21 protein-coding genes and 1 tRNA gene are annotated in these 20,857 nt (G+C 65.6%); 13 read left to right on the top strand and 9 right to left on the bottom strand.

What is annotated here, in order from left to right:
• The first annotated feature begins 11 nt into the window (after positions 1-11).
• The gene (gene hisH, locus L593_RS14185; RefSeq protein WP_049894535.1) at positions 12-692 is read left to right on the top strand and encodes an imidazole glycerol phosphate synthase subunit HisH; all 681 of its coding nucleotides are present in this window, start codon (positions 12-14) and stop codon (positions 690-692) included.
• A gap of 72 nt (positions 693-764) precedes the next feature.
• Positions 765-1,298 (top strand): gamma carbonic anhydrase family protein, encoded by a 534-nt coding sequence (locus L593_RS14180; protein WP_020447664.1) that lies wholly within the window; start codon positions 765-767, stop codon positions 1,296-1,298.
• A 19-nt stretch (positions 1,299-1,317) separates the two neighbouring features.
• Here L593_RS14180 and L593_RS14175 read toward each other — a convergent pair whose 3' ends face one another.
• Positions 1,318-2,037: a 5-formyltetrahydrofolate cyclo-ligase gene (locus L593_RS14175; protein WP_020447663.1), complete on the bottom strand. Its 720-nt coding sequence runs from the start codon at positions 2,035-2,037 to the stop codon at positions 1,318-1,320.
• Between the two features lie 99 nt (positions 2,038-2,136).
• Here L593_RS14175 and L593_RS14170 point away from each other — a divergent pair, with 99 nt between their 5' ends.
• The gene (locus L593_RS14170; RefSeq protein ID WP_020447662.1) at positions 2,137-3,060 is read left to right on the top strand and encodes an NAD-dependent epimerase/dehydratase family protein; all 924 of its coding nucleotides are present in this window, start codon (positions 2,137-2,139) and stop codon (positions 3,058-3,060) included.
• A gap of 159 nt (positions 3,061-3,219) precedes the next feature.
• Positions 3,220-4,233, top strand: a complete 1,014-nt coding sequence (locus tag L593_RS14165) for an ROK family protein (protein ID WP_020447661.1) — start codon at positions 3,220-3,222, stop codon at positions 4,231-4,233.
• A gap of 36 nt (positions 4,234-4,269) precedes the next feature.
• Here L593_RS14165 and L593_RS14160 read toward each other — a convergent pair whose 3' ends face one another.
• Positions 4,270-6,102, bottom strand: a complete 1,833-nt coding sequence (locus L593_RS14160; RefSeq protein ID WP_020447660.1) for a ribosome biogenesis/translation initiation ATPase RLI — start codon at positions 6,100-6,102, stop codon at positions 4,270-4,272.
• Between the two features lie 9 nt (positions 6,103-6,111).
• Entirely contained in the window at positions 6,112-6,426 is a 315-nt protein-coding gene (locus L593_RS14155) for a hypothetical protein (RefSeq protein ID WP_020447659.1), read from the bottom strand.
• A gap of 221 nt (positions 6,427-6,647) precedes the next feature.
• On the opposite strand from L593_RS14155, the gene L593_RS14150 reads away from it, so the two are divergent.
• Positions 6,648-6,929 (top strand): helix-turn-helix domain-containing protein, encoded by a 282-nt coding sequence (locus L593_RS14150; RefSeq protein WP_020447658.1) that lies wholly within the window; start codon positions 6,648-6,650, stop codon positions 6,927-6,929.
• Positions 6,930-7,041: 112 nt separating this feature from the next.
• A complete protein-coding gene (locus L593_RS14145) occupies positions 7,042-7,461 on the top strand; it encodes a hypothetical protein (protein WP_020447657.1) in 420 nt (139 codons plus the stop codon).
• A 60-nt stretch (positions 7,462-7,521) separates the two neighbouring features.
• Here L593_RS14145 and L593_RS14140 read toward each other — a convergent pair whose 3' ends face one another.
• Complete coding sequence (locus L593_RS14140) at positions 7,522-9,423, bottom strand: PINc/VapC family ATPase (protein ID WP_020447656.1); 1,902 nt, start codon at positions 9,421-9,423, stop codon at positions 7,522-7,524.
• A gap of 144 nt (positions 9,424-9,567) precedes the next feature.
• Here L593_RS14140 and L593_RS14135 point away from each other — a divergent pair, with 144 nt between their 5' ends.
• The 5 genes from L593_RS14135 to L593_RS14115 all read left to right on the top strand — a co-directional run bounded on the left by L593_RS14135 (position 9,568) and on the right by L593_RS14115 (position 12,957).
• Positions 9,568-11,184, top strand: coding sequence for a methyl-accepting chemotaxis protein (locus tag L593_RS14135; RefSeq protein ID WP_144060778.1), 1,617 nt, complete (start codon positions 9,568-9,570; stop codon positions 11,182-11,184).
• Between the two features lie 104 nt (positions 11,185-11,288).
• Positions 11,289-11,609, top strand: coding sequence for a DUF5785 family protein (locus tag L593_RS14130; RefSeq protein ID WP_020447654.1), 321 nt, complete (start codon positions 11,289-11,291; stop codon positions 11,607-11,609).
• 121 nt (positions 11,610-11,730) lie between these two features.
• On the top strand, positions 11,731-12,345 hold the full coding sequence (locus L593_RS14125) for a CBS domain-containing protein (RefSeq protein ID WP_020447653.1): 615 nt from the start codon (positions 11,731-11,733) through the stop codon (positions 12,343-12,345).
• Complete coding sequence (locus L593_RS14120; RefSeq protein WP_020447652.1) at positions 12,342-12,860, top strand: GNAT family N-acetyltransferase; 519 nt, start codon at positions 12,342-12,344, stop codon at positions 12,858-12,860. Before L593_RS14125 ends, L593_RS14120 begins: the two co-directional genes overlap by 4 nt.
• Positions 12,861-12,883: 23 nt before the next feature.
• Positions 12,884-12,957 (top strand) — tRNA-Thr (locus tag L593_RS14115).
• Between the two features lie 149 nt (positions 12,958-13,106).
• Here L593_RS14115 and L593_RS14110 read toward each other — a convergent pair.
• Entirely contained in the window at positions 13,107-13,325 is a 219-nt protein-coding gene (locus L593_RS14110) for a hypothetical protein (protein WP_020447651.1), read from the bottom strand.
• A gap of 188 nt (positions 13,326-13,513) precedes the next feature.
• Between L593_RS14110 and kdgK1 the strand changes: the two genes are divergently transcribed.
• A complete protein-coding gene (gene kdgK1 / locus L593_RS14105) occupies positions 13,514-14,455 on the top strand; it encodes a bifunctional 2-dehydro-3-deoxygluconokinase/2-dehydro-3-deoxygalactonokinase (protein WP_020447650.1) in 942 nt (313 codons plus the stop codon).
• A 27-nt stretch (positions 14,456-14,482) separates the two neighbouring features.
• Here the strand turns inward: kdgK1 and L593_RS14100 are convergent, their stop codons facing one another.
• From L593_RS14100 to L593_RS14085, 4 genes are read right to left on the bottom strand one after another with little or no spacing between them, the layout of a single operon-like run.
• On the bottom strand, positions 14,483-15,832 hold the full coding sequence (locus L593_RS14100; protein ID WP_020447649.1) for an ABC transporter ATP-binding protein: 1,350 nt from the start codon (positions 15,830-15,832) through the stop codon (positions 14,483-14,485).
• Positions 15,833-15,892: 60 nt separating this feature from the next.
• Complete coding sequence (locus L593_RS14095) at positions 15,893-16,876, bottom strand: carbohydrate ABC transporter permease (RefSeq protein WP_020447648.1); 984 nt, start codon at positions 16,874-16,876, stop codon at positions 15,893-15,895.
• Positions 16,876-17,934 carry a carbohydrate ABC transporter permease gene (locus L593_RS14090; RefSeq protein WP_081638718.1) on the bottom strand — a complete coding sequence of 353 codons (1,059 nt, stop codon included), beginning with the start codon at positions 17,932-17,934 and terminating at the stop codon, positions 16,876-16,878. Before L593_RS14090 ends, L593_RS14095 begins: the two co-directional genes overlap by 1 nt.
• 9 nt (positions 17,935-17,943) lie before the next feature.
• Positions 17,944-19,272, bottom strand: coding sequence for an ABC transporter substrate-binding protein (locus L593_RS14085; protein ID WP_020447646.1), 1,329 nt, complete (start codon positions 19,270-19,272; stop codon positions 17,944-17,946).
• Between the two features lie 385 nt (positions 19,273-19,657).
• Between L593_RS14085 and dgoD the strand changes: the two genes are divergently transcribed.
• Positions 19,658-20,815: a galactonate dehydratase gene (gene dgoD / locus L593_RS14080; protein ID WP_020447645.1), complete on the top strand. Its 1,158-nt coding sequence runs from the start codon at positions 19,658-19,660 to the stop codon at positions 20,813-20,815.
• Positions 20,816-20,857 lie beyond the last annotated feature (42 nt).

Below are 20,857 nucleotides of genomic sequence, written 5' to 3'. Positions count from 1 at the left end.
AATCTGTGGACATGAGCCAGGAGCAGGTCGCTGGGGACGCAGTCGACGCCGGCGAGGACCCACTCGCGGAGATCGCGGTCGTCGACTACGGTCTCGGCAACCTCCGGAGCGTCACGCGCGGCCTGGAGCGGGCCGGCGCCGCCGTCGAGATCACCGACGATCGCGACGAGATCCGCGCTGCGGACGGCATCGTGCTGCCCGGCGTGGGCGCATTCCGCGAGGGTGTCGAGAACGCGGGGCCGTTCCGGGACGCCCTCCTCGAAGCGGCCGAGGACGGCCAGCCCCTCTTCGGCATCTGCCTCGGGATGCAGATGCTCCTCACCGACAGCGAGGAGGCCGAGCGCGCCGGGCAGGGTGACGTCACCGGACTCGACCTGATCCCCGGCACCAATCGCCGGTTCGACCAGGGGCAGAAGGTGCCCCACATGGGCTGGAACGAACTCCACGTCGAACAGGAGCACCCGCTCGTCGAGGGCGTCGACGGCGACTACGCGTACTTCGTCCACTCCTACTACGCCGTCCCCGAAGACGAGGCCGCGACCGTCGCGACGACGGACTACGAGACCCGGTTCGCCAGCGTCGTCGCCAACGAGGCGGGCAACGTCTTCGGCACGCAGTTCCACCCCGAGAAGAGCGGCGAGACAGGCCTGCGGATCCTCCGGAACTTCGTCGAACTCTGCGCCGAGCAGTAACGCCTCGCGGCAGGCGTCGTTGCGCGGTGCTGTCGGGAATAGTTTATCCGGGATGCAGTGCTACGAAGTAGCATGGACTCCCGCAGTTACGCCTTCGAGGGGACGCGTCCGGCGATCGACGAGGATGCACACGTCAGTAGACAGGCGACGCTCGTCGGCGACGTCTCGATTGCGGCCGGCGCCAGCGTCTGGCCGTGTGCGGTGCTTCGCGGCGACGTCGGTCCCGTCGAGATCGGTGAGAGCGCCCACGTCGGTGATGGCGCCGTGTTGCACGCTTCCAGTGCGGCCGACGAAGCGATGATCGGCCACGGGGCGGTGCTGAACGACGCGACGGTCGGCGAGGACACGCTCGTCGGATTCAACGCGACGCTCAACTCCGACGTGACGATCGGTGCTGGGAGCGTCGTGGCGTCGGGATCGGTCGTGCCGGACGGCTGGACGATCCCGGAGGACTCGTTCGTCCGAGGCGTGCCCGCGCAGGTCACCCCCATCGAAGCGACGAGTCTCGACGCCGATCGAATCGCCGAACGGTACGCCTCTGGAGCCTACACCGATCTCGCCAGTCGACACGAGGAACTCTTCGCCGACGAAGCCGCAGAGGAGTAGTTCGGCCCGTACGCGCCGATCAGGACTGAAGTTGCTGGAGGACGGGGATCTCGGCGATGCGATCCGGATCGAGGAGCGGCCAGTCGACGCCCTCGGGCCTCGCACCGCTTCGTTCCGTTCGAATCGTCCGCTCCGGCGTGACGAGCAGGTCCAGTGGCACGTCGTGGTCGCCCGGATCGGGCAGGTCGTCGAGCACCTGTCGGTCGTGCACCGTCGTCACGACCGTCGTCGATTCGTCGACGGCCCCGAGTTCAGAGAGCACGGCGAACTCGAGATCGCTGTACCCCTCGCCCTTCCCGATGCGGGTGCCATCCGTCGAGACCGCGACGCTGCCCGAGACGATCAGGTCCACGTGCGGCACCGCCTCGGGCCCGACCGGTTCGCCGTACTCGTCGATCCCGGAGATCGTCGTCGCGTCGTCGATCGATGCCCCGTCGATGGCAGCGATGTGCTCGGGATCGAGCGCTCGAAACGGCTGCTCGTCGGCGAGGCGCGGGACAGCGACGTACACCGTTTTGCCTGCACGCAGCGCACGCCGGCGGACCGGGAGTTGAGGCGCGTCCGGATTCGCCTTGACGACGTCAGCGGCCGCCCACTCGTCCGTTTCCGAGAGGCGCTGGGCTGCCTCGCTCGCCCCCGCGAAGTTGGGGATGCGATCGTGCGGCGGGAACGGGAATCTGGCGATTCCCTCGTCTTCGAGGGCGTCCCAGATCGCGTCCCGAATCGACTGCTTGCTCATACGAACGCAGCGCGGTCATGCACAATGGAACTGCCGGAACGACGACCACCTAACCGAAACCGCGGAATACTTTTTGCGCGTGCAGCGGACAGATTCACCATGCAGGGCAAGCGCGTCCTCGTGACCGGCGGAGCCGGCTTCATTGGCTCCAATCTCGCCAACCACCTGGCCGCCGACAACGAGGTAATCGCCGTCGACGACTGTTATCTCGGCACCCCCGACAACCTCAGCGACGCAGTCGACTTTCGAGAGCAGAGCGTCCTCGACGAGGACCTTCCAACGGACGGGCTGGACGTCGTGTTCCACATCGCGGCGCTCTCCTCCTACAAAATGCACGAGGAGAACCCCACGCAGGGCGCTCGCGTCAACGTCGAGGGGTTCGTGAACACGGTCGAGCAGGCGCGTGACGACGGCTGTGACACGATCGTCTACGCTTCGACTTCCTCGATCTACGGCGATCGAACCGAACCCTCACCGGAAGATATGCCCGTCGAGGTCAACACCGGGTACGAAGCGTCCAAACTCGCCCGCGAGCGCTACGCCGAGTACTTCCACAATCACTACGACCTCTCGATGGCGGGGATGCGCTTCTTCTCCGTCTATCAAGGAATGGCGGAAGGCGCCGAGGGGCACAAGGGCGAGTACGCGAACCTCATCGCGCAGTTCGCCGACGACATCGCGAACGGTCGCCGACCCGAGATCTGGGGCGACGGGACACAGACCCGCGACTTCACGCACGTCGACGACATCGTGAACGGACTGGTACTCGCGGCGGAACACGAACTGAATGGGATCTACAACCTCGGTACTGGCGAGCAGTACAGCTTCAACCACCTCGTGGACGCGCTCAACGAGGAGCTAGGGACCGACGTGGAGCCCGTCTACGAGGAGAACCCCATCCCCGAGGAGATCTACGTGCACGACACGATGGCCGACCCCACCAAAATGCACGAGGCGACGGGGTGGGAGCCGGCGATCGACTTCGAGGAGGGAGTAGCTCGCGTCTGCGATCAATATACGTAGCGCCTGTCGTGATCGTAGCAGTGTGTGACTTCGTCCCAGGGGACGGCTACTTTTGAGAATCCCGCCCGTCGCGGACCACGTGCCATCGCCCCTCCCGCGAGCGTCGGTACCGACCACGGTACCAGAAAGTACATGCCAACCAAGCGAGGTACTGATGCCATGACCAGGGTCGCCGTCTTCGGTATCGGAAGTACGAACTTCCGGTACGCCGTCGCCACACCAACTGGCGAGTTCGTCACGGAGCCCGTCGTCGAACCCACTCGCCCTGAGTCGCTGGCCGAGCAGGTCGTCGACGCCGTCGACGACGTCCAGACCAGCGGCCCGGGACGGATCGACGCAGTCGCCGTCTCCGCCCCCGGATTGATCGATCGGGACGCAGGAACGATCAGGAAACTCGACGCACCCGACGGACGGACCGTCCCCGAAATCCACGTCCGTCGGGCCGTTCGAGACGCACACGACCTCCCGGTGTACGTCGAGAACGACTGCAACGCGTCCGTCCTGGCCGAGTGGCACTTCGGGTCGGCACCTGCAATCGACTCGGTCGCTCACCTGACGATTGGCACCGGGATCGGTGGTGGTGTCGTCGAACGCGGTCGCCTGATCGCTGGCGAGGACGCACAGGCAGGCGAATTCGGGCTCTTCTCGGTCGCTCCAGCGGGCGACCTCGAGAGCACGGGCGTCACCGGAGCCTGGGAGGCCTACTGTTCCGGGCGAGAGATTCCCCGGTTCGTCTCGCACATTCTCGAACACGAGGACGTCACCGGTGGCAGCTATACGGCGGACTCAAAGCTGGCGGCGTCGCTGGAATCGGGAGAGGAGATCACCGCACAGACCGTGTTTACCCATGCGAAGGACGGCGATGCCTTCGCCGAGTCCTGTCTCGAGCGGATTCACCGCTACAACGCCGTCGGCGTTGCCGGAATCTGCAACGCGTTCAACCCGGGCCTGTTGACCATCGGCGGCGGCGTCGCTCTCAACAACGACGACGCGATCATCGACGGTATCGAACGCTATATCGACGAGTACCTGTTCGTCGATCGCCCGGAGATCAGGATCACCGTCCTGGGAGACGACATCGGCCTCTACGGGTCGCTCGCGACCTACGTCGCTCGGTCAGAGGAACCCACGGGCGTCCCCGAGCGACAGGCGATCCGGTCCGAGATGGACTGATCCGGTCGGACTGTAAGTCCGGGGTCGGTACCGAGATTACTCGGCGTCGGCGGGCGCGTAGTAGTACTCGCCCTCGCGCTTTTGCTGGCGATCGAGCTGTGAGCCGGGCTTGTTGATCCGTGGCCGGCCGATTCGCTCGTCGCGACGGAACGTGATCTCGAGGTTGGAGAGGAACTCGTTCATCCCCGAACGCATCCCCTGCGGCGTGCCCGCGTGGCCGTGGACGGCCGGTTCGCCGTCGAAGACCTGGAGGCGGTCGGCCAGCAGGTCGATCATGTAGATGTCGTGGTCGATGACGAGCACGGTTGCGTCCTGTTGCTCGGCGTACCGACGGATCGCGCTCGTCGCCTGCACGCGCTGCTCGACGTCGAGGTGGGCAGAGGGTTCGTCGAGCAGGTAGAGGTCCGCGGGTTCGGAGAGACAGGCAGCGATCGCGACCCGCTGGCGCTCCCCGCCGGAGAGGTCGGTGAGCTGTTGTTCCATGATCCGGTCGAGCTGGAGGGGCTGGGCGATCTCCGTGTTCCAGTAGGAGGAGCCGAACTGGTCGGTGATCCCCCTGAGGAACGTGTCGACGCGCTGCTGACGATCGATCTCGATGTACTGGGGTTTGTAGGAGATGTCGAGGTCGGCGTCGATGGATCCCTCGTCGGGCTGGAGTTGGCCAGTGAGCAGCTTCGCGTAGGTCGACTTCCCGATCCCGTTGGGACCGACGATCCCGAGGACCTCGTTCTCGCGGATCTTCCCGGCGTCGACCTCGAGCGAGAACGCGTCGTCGCCGTAGCTCATCGTCATCTCGGGGTACTCGACGAGCGTCTCGGATCGAGAGACGGTCCGGGGTGCGTGCTCCTCGAACTGGATGGCCTCGGGCCGGATCCGCATGTTCTCGTTCTCCAGGTAGCCCGAAAGGTACTCGTTGATGCCGTTCCGGACGGACTTGGGATCTGTGACGACGCCGTACGCGCCGGGGCGGCCGTAGGCGACGTGGAGCGTGTCCGCGAGGAGGTCGAGGATCGCGAGGTCGTGTTCGACGACGAGCATCGAGCGGTCCTCGTCCTCGAGCGTGTCCCTGAGGAGGCGTGCGGCGGCCATCCGCTGGCCGATGTCGAGGTACGGCGTGATCTCGTCGAGGAAGTAGAAGTCGGCGTCGCGAGCCAGACAGGCCGCGATCGCGACCCGCTGGAGTTCACCGCCGGAGAGAGCGTCGATCGACTGGTCCATCACGGGACCGATGGAGAGGGCCTCGACGAGGTCGTCGAGGACGCACCGTTCGTTCGTACCCTCGAGAAGCTGTCGCGTGTTGCCGTCGAACTGGTCAGGGATTCGATCGACGTACTGGGGCTTGCGGGAGACGGAGACGTCGTCGTCGCGAATCGCCGCGAGGTAGTCCTGTAGTTCGGTGCCGCGATAGGCGTCGAGTACGTCGTCCCAGCCCACGTCGGCGTCGGGGTCGTAGTGGCCCAGGTTCGGCACCAGTTCGCCGGCGAGCATCTTGATCGCGGTCGTCTTCCCGATACCGTTCGGTCCGAGGATCCCGACGACGTTACCCGATTCGGGCGCGGGCAGGCCGTAGAGACGGAAGGCGTTCTCCCCGTAGCGGTGGGCGGGATCCTCCTCGAGCTCGCTGGGGAGGTTGACGATCTCGATGGCGTCGAAGGGGCACTTCTCGACGCAGATACCACAGGTTTCGCCCAGACAGATCTCCTCGCTGATCCGAACCTGATCCGGGTCGCCCTCGTCGGCGTCCTCGCCACGGAGCGTGATGCACTCCTTGCCCGTCCGGTTCGGTGGGCAGTAGTTCTTGCACTCGTAGTTGCAGCGGTCGGGCTGGCACCGATCGAGGTCCACGACCGCGATGGAGTCGTCGCTCATTGGCAGCCTCTAGACGATGCTCGCATCGGAAGTGAGGATGACGCCCCAGGTGACGAACCAGAGGATGAACGTCATGAAGGCGACGTAGAGGACGTCTTTGAACCCGCCCCAGTCCTCGAAGACGAAGTGATAGACCGGTAACTGTACTGCGACGATCGCGAGCAGCGCGAACTGTGCGTCGCGCGAACCCGCGGCAGCGCCGGGCGACATCCCCGACGTCAGCGCCTGCGAGACGATCGCAGCGATGACGCCGGCCAGGGCAGCCGTGGACGTGATCGCGATCGCCCGCACGTGGGTCTGGCGCTCCTCGACCTCCTCGCTCATGATCTGACGTGCGCGAGGGCGGGGCAAAAGGGGTTCGCTTTCGCCGCCGGGTCCCGGCTTTCGCCAGGTCGAGTTCGTCGTCCACGGATCGGATTCCGAACAGTGTCCCCAGTATTGCGGCCAGAGAGGGCAGCGAACGTGCGTTCGCACCCCCAGTACTGGCGGTCACGCCAACCGCGGCACAAATCTTTATCACTCCTCGCCTGTTTCGATTCGTAGTGATGGCAGGTACTGACGACGACGGCCTAGAGGATCTTCCACCGAGTGCCAAACTCGTTTTCAAGGTGCTCGAGTACGACGGGCCACTGACACAGAAGCAAATCGTCGAGGAGTCGATGCTGTCGGCGCGCACCGTCAGGTACGCCCTCGAGCGCCTCGAAAACATCGGGATCGTCGAGGAGGACATCTACTTCGCCGACGCCCGACAGAACCTCTACTCGATCACCGCCGAAGCGCCCTCCGATGCGGAACAGGGCGTCGACGCCAGCGCGACCGCGGAGTAATCCGCCGTCTTCTTTCTGCCACCACGTTCCTCCAGCGGCTGCATCGTCCGCCACCACCGTCCCGGGTACTGGATCGGCACGTTTTTTCACTCCCGCTCGAGTGTGCTGCTCAATGGCACGCTCGAGACCGGTCGCTGCGGCGATCGGTGCAGTGGGACTCGTGCTTGGCTGGGCGTTCCTCCAGGCGATGACGCCCAGGACGATGCCCGACACCCAGCCCTACGTCGAGACGATGAGTTTCGCCCTCTCGACGCCCGCCGGTCTCGTCTTCCTGACCTACCTGACCGCCGTCTTCGACTTCGAGACGTACTACGGCGAGCGAGGCTGGCCGGGGCTGTTCGGCGATTTCTTCCTGACAGTGCTGACCGCAGCGGCGGTAGGGATCCCGGCGACGGCGATCGTCGTCGAGGTCACCACGGCTCGGCAGGTGCTCTTCGTCGTCTCGTCGTTCGCGACGTTCGTCGGCGGGTTCGGCTTCTTCTACCTGCGGACGCGCCGGTACTTCGTGTGGGAGACCGACGGAGGCGACTGAACAGCGCCAGAGTACAGGAGCAACAGCTGCTACGAGCAGGAGGGAGACCGCTCCGGACAGTCAGGACGGCACGACCGTGATCTGTTGCTTCCGATCGATCGCGTCCTCGAGTTCCTCGGCGATCGCACTGCCCCGAGAGACCTGCACCTCCCCGCCACGGCTGACGGTCGCGGTGAAGAGGTAGTCGCCGCCGGCCTGCACCTCGACCGTCTCCCCCGCGTGGCCGTCGACGGGCACGACGACGTGTCGAGAGGTGATCTCCGGTTCGACGATCTGGCCCTCTCGACCGCCGCCACCGGAGCCTGAGGTTCCTCCGGCGCCGCCCGCTCCGCTCGTACCGCCTCCGCCAGCACCGGGCCGGTTCGCGGGGTTCTCGTCGTGGGTTCGGACGTCGATGCTGATGCCGAGTCGGTTCTCGACCTCGCTAATTCGGCCACCGCCCTTGCCGATCACGGTCGAGATGTCGTCGTCCTCGACGTAGACGATCGCATCGTTCGATCCCTTCAGCTGCACCTCGACGTGGCCGCGGGCGATCGAGCGGATCTCTCGTTCGATCTCCTGTTTCGCGATGCGCTCGACTCCCTGCTCGGAGCGGCCGCCGGCGCCGCCCTCGTCGTCCTGGAGCGGGACGGTCACGACCTGGCGGTTGAACGTGTAGATCTCGTAGGCCGGCTCCCCGGTCTCGAAGTCGGAGACGACGATCACAGGGCGCGCGAGGTCCTCCTCGGTGAGCCCGTGGGGCACCTTCACGTCTGTCTGGACGTCGTAGACGGTCTCGACCTCGCCGGCCTCGATGTAGACGACGGTGTCGACGACCTGGGGGATCATGCCGAGTTCGACGCGGCCGACGAGGCGCTGGAGCGCGTCGATCGGTCGAGTCGCGTGGACGACGCCGATCATCCCGACGCCCGCGAGCCGCATGTCCGCGAACACCTCGAAGTCGTCGGTCTTCCGGACCTCGTCGTAGACGGTGTAGTCCGGGCGGACCATGAGGAGCGAGTCGGCGGTCTTGGACATCTCGCCGCCAAGTTCCGTGTACTGGGTGATCTCCGGGCCGACCTGGAGGTCGCGAGGCTTCTCCATCGTCTTCACGACGACGTCGTGTTCCGCGAGGAAGGAGGCGGCTGCCTGCGCGAACGTGGACTTCCCGGCGCCGGGCGCTCCCGAGATCAGGATGCCGCGCTGGCGTTCGAGGAGCCGCTCTTTGAGCTCCTCGTCGTGCTCGTAGTCCTCGAGGTCGGTCTGGACGATCGGCCGCACGGCGGTGATCTCGACATCGTCGGAGAAGGGCGGTTCCGCGAGCGCGATCCGGTAGTCGCGGTACTGGACGATCGTCATCCCGGGCTCGGAGAGTTCGATGAACCCCTGATCGGACTGTCGTGCGGCGTTCTCGATCTCGTGTGCGAGGTCGCGAACGGACTCGGTGTCGAGGACCTCGTCGTCGATGGCCTCGTAGCGGAGGTCGCCGACGTGGCCACGCTTGGCCATTGGCTTCGTGCCAGCCCGGAGGTGGACGGACATCGTCGTCTCGTCGAAGTAGTCCTCGATCGAGAGGTCGGCCATCGACTCCGTGCGAGATGCGACGTAGTCGACGTCGATGCCCTTTGCCTCGGCGACCTCCGCCTGGACGACGTCGCTGGTGAAGAAGGTCGCGTCGAGATCGCTCGCGATCTCGCGAATGAGCGCGTCGATCTCGCCCTCGCTCGCGTGGCCTCGCTCGACTGCGTCTGGACGCTCGCCGACGTACTCGAGGTCGATGTCGCCGTCGTCGGCGAGGTCGGCGAGGCGCTGGAGTTCTGAGAGCCCGTCCCAGCCGCTCTCGTGGCCCTCGTTTGCCTGGGCCTCGAGTTCGGCGACGACGGCCTCTGGGACAGAGACGGTGGCGTCGGCGAACGCGCCCTCCGCGATACGCTCGGAGACGCGCCCGTCGACGACGACGCTCGTGTCCGGAACGACGTGCATACACGGTATTCCGGCGGCGTCGTTCAAAAGGGTGTCCAAGCGAGCGAGTGACAGGTCGACTGGGCGGACGCTGGACCCACGCCGACTGCTTCTCCCGGCCGATCGGGCAGCAGAAATATAGTGGTCGACAGTGAGGCGAGTGACATGAACGGCGACCCGGACGGCAATGGCGGGGAGCCGCCCGATCCGGCGGCGCTCCTCGATCGCGCCGGCCTCGACGTCGAGGGCCTCGCTCGGCGCAAGGCTGCGATCGGTCTCGACGAGCGGGACGCCCGGCGACTCTCGAAGCTCCAGCCCGTGCTCCGCGAGCGACGGGCGGAGATCGTCGAGCGGGTCAGCGGTTCGGCGGAGCACGGCGACGAGGAGAGCGACGGCGCAGGAGCGAGCGTTACCGAGCGGATCGAGCGGACGTGGCGGACGGAGTTGACCGGCCTCGGCACTGGAACCTACGACGAGTCGTTCGCTCGTGACCGGGCGGCGATCGCGCTCGAGACGACCGAAGCCGACGTGCCGCTCTCGCAGTACCTCGCAGTGCACGGGCGGACCTACGATCGCGTGTTCGCCGACCTCGAGGCCCGGATCACCCACGAGATCGAATCGGCGATCGAGTCCTGGGCCGAGGACCAGTCCGAGACCGACGGTGGCGGAGGCGTTCTCGGCGGTCTCAAAGCAGCCGTCGGCGGAAACGGTGACGGGACCGAGGACGAGGCGATCGAGGCGCTCGAATCCGCGATCACCGAGGCAGTCGCAGACGGCCTCGGAGACGCCGGTGCACTCGCTCGCGTCGGCGCCCTCGACGCCGGGATCGCGGCCGACGTGACGACCGAGCACTCCGAACGACGCGCAGAGCGGGCCCGTCGACGATGGGCATCGCTGCTCGACGCACTCGAGGACGACGTCGCAGTGCCACTTGGAAACGTCCACGAGACGGCCAGTTCCGTCGCGACGAGCGCGGCGACGATCACCGAACTCGCGGGCGCCCAAGCCGAAGAGGTGCCGGCAGCGGCAGCCGACCTCGACGACCTCACCGCGACGATCGAGGAGGTCGCGGCGACCGCCGAGGAGGTCCGGGACGCGAGCGCAGAGACCGAAGAGCGTGCAGACGCGGGGCTCGAGTCTGCACGTGAAGCCGTCGAGGAGATGGAAGCGGTTCGCACTGCGACGGAGGGGCTCGTCACCGTCGTCGAGGAACTGGAAGAACGTGCCGAGCGCATCGACGCGATCGCCGAGAGCATCGACGACGTCGCGTCCCGATCGAAGGTGCTCGCCAGCAACGCGCAAGCCCAGGCGAACCGCGACGTCGACGCGAAGCGGAGTCTCCAGGTCCTCAGCGAGGAGGTCAGTGCCTTCGCCGACGAGACCCGCGACGAACTCGGGGACCTCCCGGCAGAGGTAACGGCGCTCCAGGAGGTCGCCGAAGCCGTGGGCAGGGAGGTGGAACGGGCAGACGATCGCGTGACGGATGGCGCCGATCGGGTCGCCGCCGTCGAACGCGAGATCGAGGCGATGGCCACCGCCGCCGAGACGACCGCGAGCCACATGGACGAAGTCGCGGCTGCGACCGATCGGCAGGCGACGGCGGCCGAGTCCATCTCCGGGAGCGTCGACCGCCTCGCACGCCGCTCGGAACAGATCGCCGCGGAGACGGAGTCGGTCGCCGCGGCGACCGAAGAGCACGCCGCAGCGCTCGGCGAGGTCGTCGACTCGCTCGACCGCATCCGAACCGAGCACGCTGCGGCGCGGCAATCGGACGCCGAGTGACTACGTCCCCAGTCGCTCGGGCGTAGCACCTCGATCCGATCGCAGCAGAGCCTCGATCACCGCGGAGGACAACCCTTTTGCGCCCACTACTCACACTCACGAACATGGACTGGCCCCACGACCCGGACGACGAGGAGGGGAGCGAGGGAGGACGAAAGTACGGGATGGCGATCCTGGCGAAGAAGGTCGACGAGGACGAGGACTTTCCGCTCGACGTCGAGTCGTTCGTCGCCGAACACCGCGACGAACCGCTCCGGTTGAATCACCAGCGGGTCGTCTCCGTGGAGGACGTCTTCGAGTACGTCACTGCGGACACGTTCGAGGACATCGTCGACTTCCACAAGGGCGTGGGGAAGGCGATGCGCACTGGCGGCTTCTGGGAGTATCACCCCGAGGGCGAGAACCCGCAGCGCAAGCGCGCCTGAGGTGCCGACAGCGTCGCCGGCCTGCGGAGCCTCAGTGGGCGTGCAATCGAACGACTACGGTAAGGTAGGGGATAAGCTTGCCGGGAGTACCTTTTAGACCGACGATGCGGTACCGATTCACATGGAGGGAGTGACCGCCCGGGACGTGATGTCGCGCGCCTTCGCCGGCGTCTCCGAGGGGGACGACGTCGACGACGTCCGCGAGCTACTGATCGAGGAACGCGTCGACGACGTGCTCGTCCTCCGTGGCGACGAGCCAGTCGGTCACGTGTCGGCCCACGACGTGCTGGAATTCCTCAGCCGAGGAGCGCAGGGCGACTCAGCACCCGTGGAATCGATCATGCAACCCGCGCCGGAAGCGATCGACGCGGATAGCGACCTCGCGGACGTTCTCGCCCGCCTCTCCACGTCGGGCGTCGATCGGCTGCCCGTCACGAACGGCGACGCCGAACTGGTGGGCGTCGTCACCGAGGCCGACGTCATCGCCGCCGCCAGCAACGTCGTCTCAGAGCCACGGGCACCGAGCGTCGGTGGCCCGGAGCCGGTGAGCGAGGCGGAAGAAGACGCGATCGCTGGCACCGGTCAGTCCGCCGTCGCACGCACCACGGGAAAGGAGCACGAGGCAACGTCGGGTCAGTACTCGAATCAGAGCGTCTGTGAATCCTGTGGCACGTTGAGCGCCGACCTCCAGGTCGTGAACGGCCAGGCGATCTGCCCGGACTGCCGCGACGTGTGACCGGACCAGACGACCGGTCCGACGCCGGAGCCACAACGACCGAGCCAGCCGATCGGATCGCGGAGGCGACCATCGACGACCTCGACGCGATCGTCGATCGATGGGTGGCACTGATCGACCACGGCGACCAGTACGGCCTCCACATCCGCGGCGAAGCGAACCGCACGATTGCCCGGGAGAGCCTTGCGGCGGCGATCGCCGACGACCTGGCGTTCGTCGCGACGATCGAGGACCGCGTCGTCGGGTTCTGCTCGCTCACCCTCGAGACGGGCGGGTTCGAGCGAGACGTCGTTCGCGGCGTCGTCGAGAATCTCTACGTCGATCCGGCAGCCCGCGGCGTCGGCCTCGGCAGCGCACTGCTCGAGGCGGGGGAGCGACGGCTCGTCGAGCGCGGCGCAGACGTCATCGCCGTCGAGACGATGGCCGTCCACGAGTCGATTCGGGCGTTCTACGAGGAGCGAGGGTACCGACCGCACCGGCTGACCCTGGAACGCCGAGTCGAAACCAATAGGTAAGGCAAGAGCGGAGTCCCGACCGCGCCAGGGGAGCGTGGGCGGTGCACGCACTCGACTTGTAATCGAGACTCCGTGGGTTCAAATCCCACCCCTGGCTCGTAGCGAGGAACGGACGTAACGAGCGGACCTGAGCGGAGGTAACGAACGGCGAGGTGCGGACGTAACGAACGGCGAGGAACCGAGGAACTACCCTCGTACGACTACTTTCTGGTTGCAGTACCGTCGATAGTCCTCGTCGATAGCAGACTACCGACCCACCAGGATCCCAAGGACGAAGCCGATAGCGAACCCGACCGCAAGCAGTTGTCCCCGGTTGTTCTGTTGTCGCTGCTCGGCCTCTTCGGGGAAGTACTCCTCGAGCGCGTCGAAAGCACGCCGTCCGAGCTGCGTTCGGGCTTCGGTCGCCGTCTCCTGGGCCGCCTGCTGTGCACGCTCTCGCGCCTCCGTCTGCGATTGCTCTAGCATCAGTGTAACAGACACCCGAGCCGACGCATTGTAATGAACACCATAGCCGACGGCTGCTCGCGGACACGATGACCATACCAGCACGGTGCCAACCCCGAACGTCGCTCCCGTCGCAGCCGCTGCCCTACCTTTATCTCCACACTCCGCCCCACTGTCCACTGTGAACGCAGGAATGGGAAGAGGGATCGATGGCTGAACTCGTCACCCTCGGCGAGACGATGCTGCGACTCTCGCCGCCGACGGGCGAGCGCCTCGAAACGGCGACGCGACTCGAGTGCAGGACCGCCGGTGCAGAGAGTAACGTCGCGATCGCTGCGTCGAGACTCGGGACCGATGCGGCCTGGCTCTCGAAGCTTCCCGAGTCGCCGCTTGGAAGACGCGTCGTCGGTGACGTCCAGCGGCACGGCGTCGATCCACTGATCGCCTGGAGCGAGGACGGCCGTCAGGGGACCTACTACCTCGAGCAGGGCGGCGAGCCACGCGCAACGGACGTGATCTACGACCGCGCAGACGCGGCGATCACGAGCGCTACCACGGGCGACCTCGCCGTCGAGGCGGTCGAAGACGCCGAGTTGTTCTTCACGACCGGTATCACGCCAGCGCTCTCGGACACCTGCTTCGAGACGACGAGGCAGCTTCTGGAAGTGGCGGATCGGACCGCGTTCGACCTCAACTACCGGAGCAAACTCTGGAGCGACTCCGAGGCCGCCTCGGCCTACGAAGCGTTGCTTCGCGACGTCGACGTGCTCTTCGCACCCGAACGGGACGTCGAATCGATCCTCGGCATCGACGGCCAGCCCCGAACCGTCGCCGAGACGCTCAGAGACCGCTTCGGGTGTGAAACGGTCGTGCTGACCCGCGGCGAACACGGGGCGCTGGCGCGGACGCCCGCAGGCACCGTCGAGCAGCCAGCGATCGACGCCGACACGCTCGATCCGATCGGGACGGGCGACGCGTTCGTGGGTGGCTACCTCTCGCGGATCCTCGACGGCGAGGCAGTCGAGCGAGCGCTCGCCTACGGCGCAGCGACGGCAGCGCTCAAGCGAACGATCACCGGTGATCTCGCCGTGGTGACCGAGCGGGCGGTCGAGCGCGTGCTCGACGATCGGACGACCGACATCGAGCGCTAACCGGATGCAGGGCGGAAATGGAGCGAGTCAGGCGTTCGGAGCGCGGTCGACCTCGTCGAGTCTGCGATTGTGGACGGCCGCCGAGCTAGCTGCATCGAAGACGTGGATGGCTTCCGGCGGGAGGTACGCAGTGACGGCCTGGCCACTTTCGTACTGTTCCATTCCACCGACGGTCGCGGTGAGGCGGGACGAATCCCCAGCTTCGATGGCGTCTGCCGTATCCCCCTCGGAATCCGGACTCGTGGCTGCAGCCGACGATCGACCGCGGGAGCCGAGTCCGCGAACGAGCGAACCCAGCCGACCGAGGAGCCCCGACTGGCTGGAGCCTGTGGGCGATCCTCCTGCACTCGGTTCCTCGTCCCCGACGCCCACGGCGATTTGCCGATCCGAATCCTCACCCATTGCAGCCTCGTCCAGCGCCAGGTAGACCACGTTCTCGTCGCCGGTCGGTTCCACGACGTCGACGGTCGCCTCGAGAAGGTGGTCGCCACCGTCGCCACCGATCTGGAGTTCGATGTCTTCCGGGCGGATGCCGAGGACGTACTCCGCACCCGGTTCGAGCGACTCCTCGACGTCCGCCGGTAGCGAATACTCGACGTTCTCGTTCACCAGCGTGCCGTCCTCGTGGTCCACGTTCAGGAAGTTCATCGGCGGTTCGCCGATGAATCCGGCGACGAACTGGTTGTTCGGTCGGTGGTAGCACTCCAGCGGCGTGCCGATCTGCTGGAGGACGCCGCCATCGAGGATGGCGATCCGGTCACCCATCGTCATCGCTTCCGTCTGATCGTGCGTGACGTAGATCGTGGTGGTTCCGAGTTCGTCCTGCAGACGCTGTAGCTCCGTGCGCATCTGGGCACGCAGTTTGGCGTCGAGATTCGAGAGCGGTTCGTCCATGAGGAACACCTCCGGATCACGGACGATCGCTCGACCGAGTGCGACGCGCTGTTGTTGCCCGCCGGAAAGGTCCGCGGGCTTTCGATTCAACAGCTCGTCGATCCCCATCATGTGGGCCGATTCCTCGACTCGGCGATCGATGACGTCGCGCTCGAGCGTCGTCGACTCCTCCAGCCCGAACGCCATGTTCTCCCGCACCGTCATGTGGGGATAGAGCGCGTAGGACTGGAACACCATCGCGATGTCCCGGTGCTGGGCAGGCACGTGATTGACGACGTCGTCCCCGATCGTGATCGTGCCGGACGTGACCGTCTCGAGTCCAGCGATCATGCGAAGCGTCGTGGACTTCCCACAGCCCGACGGGCCGACGAGGACGAGAAACTCTCCGTCGTCGATGGAAAGAGACACGTCGTCGACGGCGACGACCTGATCGTCTCCGTCCTGGAAGACCTTCGTGACGGAGTCGAGCGTGACCTCAGCCACGGGTGATCACCGTGAGCGTCGAGCGATTCCGATCGATCGTGTGGATTCGTCGTTTCATTGTTACCCCGAGGAACCGGTGATCCCTTCGGCGAACTGCTTGCCGAAGAGGACGTAGATGATGACGGTCGGCGTCGCGACGACGAACGCCGCGGCGATGACGACCGGGAAGTTCGTCGTCATGGACCCGAATAGCTGCTGTAGCTGTTGGGTCGCGACCTGTTGCTCCGAGTCCGTGACGAGAATCAACGCGAAGAGGAGGTCGTTCCAGATATTCGTGAACTGGTAGATCATCGTGACCGCGAACATCGGCTTCGAGAGCGGCAGAATGATGCGTCGATAGACGGTGAACATCGACGCGCCATCTACCTGCGCGGCTTCGATCATGTCGGTATCGATCGTGAGGTAGTACCCACGGAACAACACCGTACAGATCGGAATGCCGTACGCCGTGTGCGTGATCGTCAGTTCGATCAGATCGGAGTGGTTCGCGAGCCAGTAGGCGCCCGAGGACAGTGGCGGGATCAACGAGTCCCCCAGGAGTTCGAGCGATCCAGCCAGCGCCATCTGCCCCCAGAACAGGCGGAGCGGTACGAGCACCGACTGGTAGGGGATGAACACGCCCGCGACGAAGAGCATGAGAATGCCGATCTGCCCACGCCAGGAGAGTTTCGTTAGCCCGAACGCTGCGAGACTCCCGAAGGTGGCGGACAGAACCGTCGCCGGGAGCACGAACAGGAAGCTGTTGATCAGCCCTGGCCTGACCGACTCGTAGGCCGTTCCCCAGTTATCGAGCGTGAACTCGTCCAGGCCCGGCGGAGCGTACGGGACGCCACTGATCCCCTGACTGATCGCCGTCATGAGACCCGAGTGCAGTGGAATCAGGTAGAAGACGAGGCCGGCGAGCAACGCCAGGTAGAGCACGATCCTGCCCGGCGCGAGCGGCAGGCCTTCGGCCAGACGCTCGGACGGTCGACGCGATTCCGTAACCTCGCCCTCGGACTGGTCGGTGTCGTCGGTCGGCGGCGTGGGGACACCACCTGCCATCAGAGATCACCTCGTCGGTACTGGACGTACAGGTAGGGTGCGATGATGCCCAGCGCCATCAGGAAGAGCACCGTCGCGACAGTCGAGCCGTACGCCCACTGTCGTTGCCCGAACGCGAGGCGATACATGAAGATCGGCATGATGTCCGCGGACGGTCCGGGGTTCGCGCCGCGGAAGATCACGAAGATGAAGTCGAACGCCTTGAGTCCGAACACCATCAGGACGACGGCGGCGCTCGTCGTGGAGGCGCGTAGCTGTGGAAGGATGACGCGCCAGTACATCTTGATCGTCGACGCACCGTCGACGCGTGCTGCCTCGTAGTGCTCGTCGGGGATCGCCCGGAGCCCCGCGAGGTACACGACCATACAGTACCCGCTGAACTGCCAGGTGAGTGCGAAGATGATGGCGAAGAGTTTGGTCGCGGGGTCGCCGAGCCACACGCGCGTGAGTGCGTCGAGACCGATCGCTTCGAGCGAACTGTTGATCACGCCACCGTTGTTCCGGTACATCCACCGCCAGAGGATCGCGGTGACGACGAACGACAGCGACATCGGCAGCAGATAGATCGTCCGGAACCCGTTCTCGAGACGGATGCCGCGATCGATGAGGATCGCGAGCAGCAGTCCGAGGATCAGTGAGGCCACCGTGAAGACGACCAGGAGGACGATCGTGTTCCGAAACGCCTGGCTCTCGATCGTTCCGCCGTTCAGGAGACCGTCGACGACGCGATCGAAGAACGTGACGTAGAACTCGAAGTCCAGGCCCTCGTAGGAGGGATCCCCGAGCCCTCGCCAGTCGGTCAGCGAGATCACGAAGTTCCACGTGATCGCCCCGTAGACGAACAGCGATACGAGCAGGAACGGGGGAAGCCAGAACGGAAGTGCGCGCACCCATTCCTGCTGGCGCAGCGTTCGTCCGGGGCTCTCCGGCCGCTCGGAGACGCCACCGTCCGTCGCTACCGCGGCGTCGCTGTCGGGAGTCTGCCGGGACGGCACGGGAAGACGAGCGGCGCACCCCCGAACGAACGTCAGCAGCCGACTGATTGTCCGACGTACCATGCCGGACAATCAGATTTGATCGACGATCTGGCCGGCCGTCTCTGACGCGTTCCAGTTCTCGAGGAACCCCGAGAAGATCTGCTCGAAGGTACTCTTGCTGTCCGGATCGGTCCCGCTCCCGTGGGCGATCGTCGGGATCTGTTCGCTGGAATCGCCGAAATCGGACGACTGGTCCTGCAGGAACGGAGGGAACTCGTCCATCGAGACGTCGGTTCGCGGCGGGATGGACCCTTTTCGGGTGTTGAACGCGATCTGCCCCTCCACCGAACCGCAGTGACGCAGCCACTGCTTCGTCATCGTCGGCGACGGATTCGGATCGGGCATCACGAACGAGTCCATGACGATCGAGTACACGTCCGACGTGCCGGGAACGGTGGCGTAGTCCCACCCGGAACCGTAGTCGAAGCCCTCCGCCGCGGCGTACTGTCCAGCGGCCCAGTCGCCCTGGTGGATGAGCAACGCGTCGCCGCTGATCACGTCCTGGTTCGCTTCGTCCCAGGTGACGGAGCTGGCGTTCGGCGTGAAGTACTCCCGGTAGTCCACGATGAGTTGGAGGGACTCCTGGATCTGCGATTCGTAGTCGCCGACGTTCCCGTCCAGCACGTCGCGGTAGGTGTCCGCGCCGTGCTGGCCCAGGAACACCATCTCCCAGAGCTGCAGCGTCGACCAGACCGAGCCAGTCTGCTGGGCCATCCCGATGTAGCCCGCTTCGTCGGCGCTGGCCATCGCGTCCAGCAGGTCTTCGGGCGAGGAGAGCCCACCGAGGTCGACGCCGACGTCCTCGGCCACCTCGACGTTGTAGAACACCTGATTCAGGCGGTGAATGTTCAGTGGGACGGCGACGAAATCGTCGCCGTCCTGTGCGGTGTCGATGACGCCGTCGAGGTAGCTACTCTCCATCTCGTCCGTCCAGACGTCGTTGATGGCGTTCAGCGCGTCCGCGTCCGTGTACGGCGTCAGCGATCCACCCGGCCAGATCTGGAACGTGCTCGGCGGATCTTCGTCGATGACCCGCGTCTGGATTGCCGTGTCGATTGCGGAACCAGCACCGCCCGGCGCCGGATTGTTGTTGATGTCGCTACCGGAGTAACCGTATGCTTCTGTGTAGGAGTCGATCAGCGCGTTGAGTGCCTCCTCTTCCCCACCAGCGGTCCACCAGTGGACGATTTCGAACGTCTCGTCCTCCGCTGGCTCGTCCGGAACGCCTTCCACTCCATCGCCACCGCCGTCGTCACCAGTGAGGCAGCCCGCGAAAAGTGTCGTGCCTGCGGCTCCCGCGGCTGCTGCGCCGCGCATGTACTCCCGACGGCCGAGTCCTGACTCCGTACTGTTGGTCATTGGTAGTGACTCACGTATGGAAAAAGAAGGCACACGTATTAGTATTATTTCAATATAGAGTTAATACGATATTAACGGAGGCGCATAGTATGTATTTGACATAGGAGGTGGTAGTTCCAGTTCGGCGGAAACGACCGGACGGTCAACGGTCGTACCCGGCGGACAAGAAGCCCACACGCGCGAATAAGCGTGTCAGAGGCCGCATCGTGCGTCCGTCGGTCGAGCATCGGTCACGGTGACATCGGTAGGAGGTTCCTATCCCCGGGCCGGTTCAGCTCCACATCTTTCCCCCTCTGACATATAAGTGAAGCCGGGGAGGGAAACGCGTACGACCGAGCGACCTTCGACGGTGGGTTGATGCACCCGGGGGTCCGTGCATCGAGCAGTGACGCAGACGATCACGGACTACGAACTCTACGAGGTGCCGCCGCGCTGGTGCTTCCTCAAACTCGAAACCAGCGACGGACGCGTCGGGTGGGGTGAACCAGTCGTCGAGGGGCGCTCGAAGACGGTTCGGGCAGCGGTCGAGGAACTGCTCGACGGGTACCTGCTCGGCGAGGACCCCGATCGAATCGAGCACCACTGGCAGCGCATGTATCGCGGCGGCTTCTATCGCGGCGGGCCGGTGCTGATGAGCGCGATCGCTGGCATCGATCAGGCACTCTGGGACGTCAAAGGCAAGCAGTTCGACGCACCGGCGTACGAACTCCTCGGCGGTGCCGTGCGCGATCGGATCCGCGTCTACCAGTGGATCGGCGGCGACCGACCCGCTGCCGTCGGGGACGCAGCAGCCGAACAGGTCGACGCCGGATTCACCGCGCTCAAGATGAACGCCACCTCGGAACTCCGGCGCATCGATACGCCGGCAGCGGTCAGAGCAGCCGAGAACAGGCTGGAGGCGGTGCGGAATCGCGTCGGGCCCGAGGTCGACGTCGGCGTCGACTTCCACGGCCGCGTCTCGAAGCCGATGGCGAAACGGCTCGTCGAGGCGCTCGAACCCCACGAACCCTTCTTCGTCGAGGAGCCGGTCCTCCCCGAACACCTCGACGGCCTCGGGGAGATCGCCCAGCACACGACGACTCCCATCGCGACCGGGGAGCGCCTGTACTCGCGGTGGGACTGCAAGCAGTTGTTCGAGGACGGACACGTCGACGTGATCCAGCCCGACCTCTCTCACGCCGGTGGGATCACGGAGTGCAAGAAGATCGCCGATATGGCAGCAGCTTACGACGTGGCGCTCGCGCCACACTGCCCGCTCGGACCGATCGCGCTCGCCTCCTGCGTGCAGGTCGACGCCGTCGCCCCGAACGCACTCATCCAGGAGCAGAGCCTCGACATCCACTACAACGAGACGAGCGACGTCCTCGACTACCTCGCAGATCCCGCGGTGTTCGAGTACGATGACGGCTACGTGACGCTGCCGGACGGTCCCGGACTCGGCATCGAAATCGACGAGGACCACGTCCAGGAGATGGCCGAGCAGGATGTGGACTGGCACAACCCGGTCTGGACCCACGAGGACGGCAGCGTCGCCGAGTGGTGACTCGCTCGGGAAACCGCGATCGAGAGAAGGAGAACCGTAGCC

It is taken from the genome of Salinarchaeum sp. Harcht-Bsk1, from assembly GCF_000403645.1.
Lineage (GTDB): Archaea > Halobacteriota > Halobacteria > Halobacteriales > Salinarchaeaceae > Salinarchaeum.
The sequence above is the reverse complement of the archived record's forward strand: the minus strand, read 5'-3'. Positions and strand labels throughout refer to the sequence as shown.

Coding starts and splice junctions, on each gene's coding strand:
- L593_RS14140 (WP_020447656.1), bottom strand. CDS start 9,423: ATGCACGTCGTTCCGGACACGAGCGTCGTCGTCGACGGGCGCGTCTCC.
- L593_RS14155 (WP_020447659.1), bottom strand. CDS start 6,426: ATGAGCGAGGAGGTCGAGGAGCGCCAGACCCACGTGCGGGCGATCGCG.
- L593_RS14110 (WP_020447651.1), bottom strand. CDS start 13,325: ATGCTAGAGCAATCGCAGACGGAGGCGCGAGAGCGTGCACAGCAGGCG.
- L593_RS14170 (WP_020447662.1), top strand. CDS start 2,137: ATGCAGGGCAAGCGCGTCCTCGTGACCGGCGGAGCCGGCTTCATTGGC.
- L593_RS14180 (WP_020447664.1), top strand. CDS start 765: ATGGACTCCCGCAGTTACGCCTTCGAGGGGACGCGTCCGGCGATCGAC.
- L593_RS14145 (WP_020447657.1), top strand. CDS start 7,042: ATGGCACGCTCGAGACCGGTCGCTGCGGCGATCGGTGCAGTGGGACTC.
- L593_RS14165 (WP_020447661.1), top strand. CDS start 3,220: ATGACCAGGGTCGCCGTCTTCGGTATCGGAAGTACGAACTTCCGGTAC.
- L593_RS14130 (WP_020447654.1), top strand. CDS start 11,289: ATGGACTGGCCCCACGACCCGGACGACGAGGAGGGGAGCGAGGGAGGA.
- L593_RS14085 (WP_020447646.1), bottom strand. CDS start 19,272: ATGACCAACAGTACGGAGTCAGGACTCGGCCGTCGGGAGTACATGCGC.
- hisH (WP_049894535.1), top strand. CDS start 12: ATGAGCCAGGAGCAGGTCGCTGGGGACGCAGTCGACGCCGGCGAGGAC.
- L593_RS14090 (WP_081638718.1), bottom strand. CDS start 17,934: ATGGTACGTCGGACAATCAGTCGGCTGCTGACGTTCGTTCGGGGGTGC.
- L593_RS14175 (WP_020447663.1), bottom strand. CDS start 2,037: ATGAGCAAGCAGTCGATTCGGGACGCGATCTGGGACGCCCTCGAAGAC.
- L593_RS14160 (WP_020447660.1), bottom strand. CDS start 6,102: ATGAGCGACGACTCCATCGCGGTCGTGGACCTCGATCGGTGCCAGCCC.
- L593_RS14125 (WP_020447653.1), top strand. CDS start 11,731: ATGGAGGGAGTGACCGCCCGGGACGTGATGTCGCGCGCCTTCGCCGGC.
- kdgK1 (WP_020447650.1), top strand. CDS start 13,514: ATGGCTGAACTCGTCACCCTCGGCGAGACGATGCTGCGACTCTCGCCG.
- L593_RS14150 (WP_020447658.1), top strand. CDS start 6,648: ATGGCAGGTACTGACGACGACGGCCTAGAGGATCTTCCACCGAGTGCC.
- L593_RS14095 (WP_020447648.1), bottom strand. CDS start 16,876: ATGGCAGGTGGTGTCCCCACGCCGCCGACCGACGACACCGACCAGTCC.
- L593_RS14135 (WP_144060778.1), top strand. CDS start 9,568: ATGAACGGCGACCCGGACGGCAATGGCGGGGAGCCGCCCGATCCGGCG.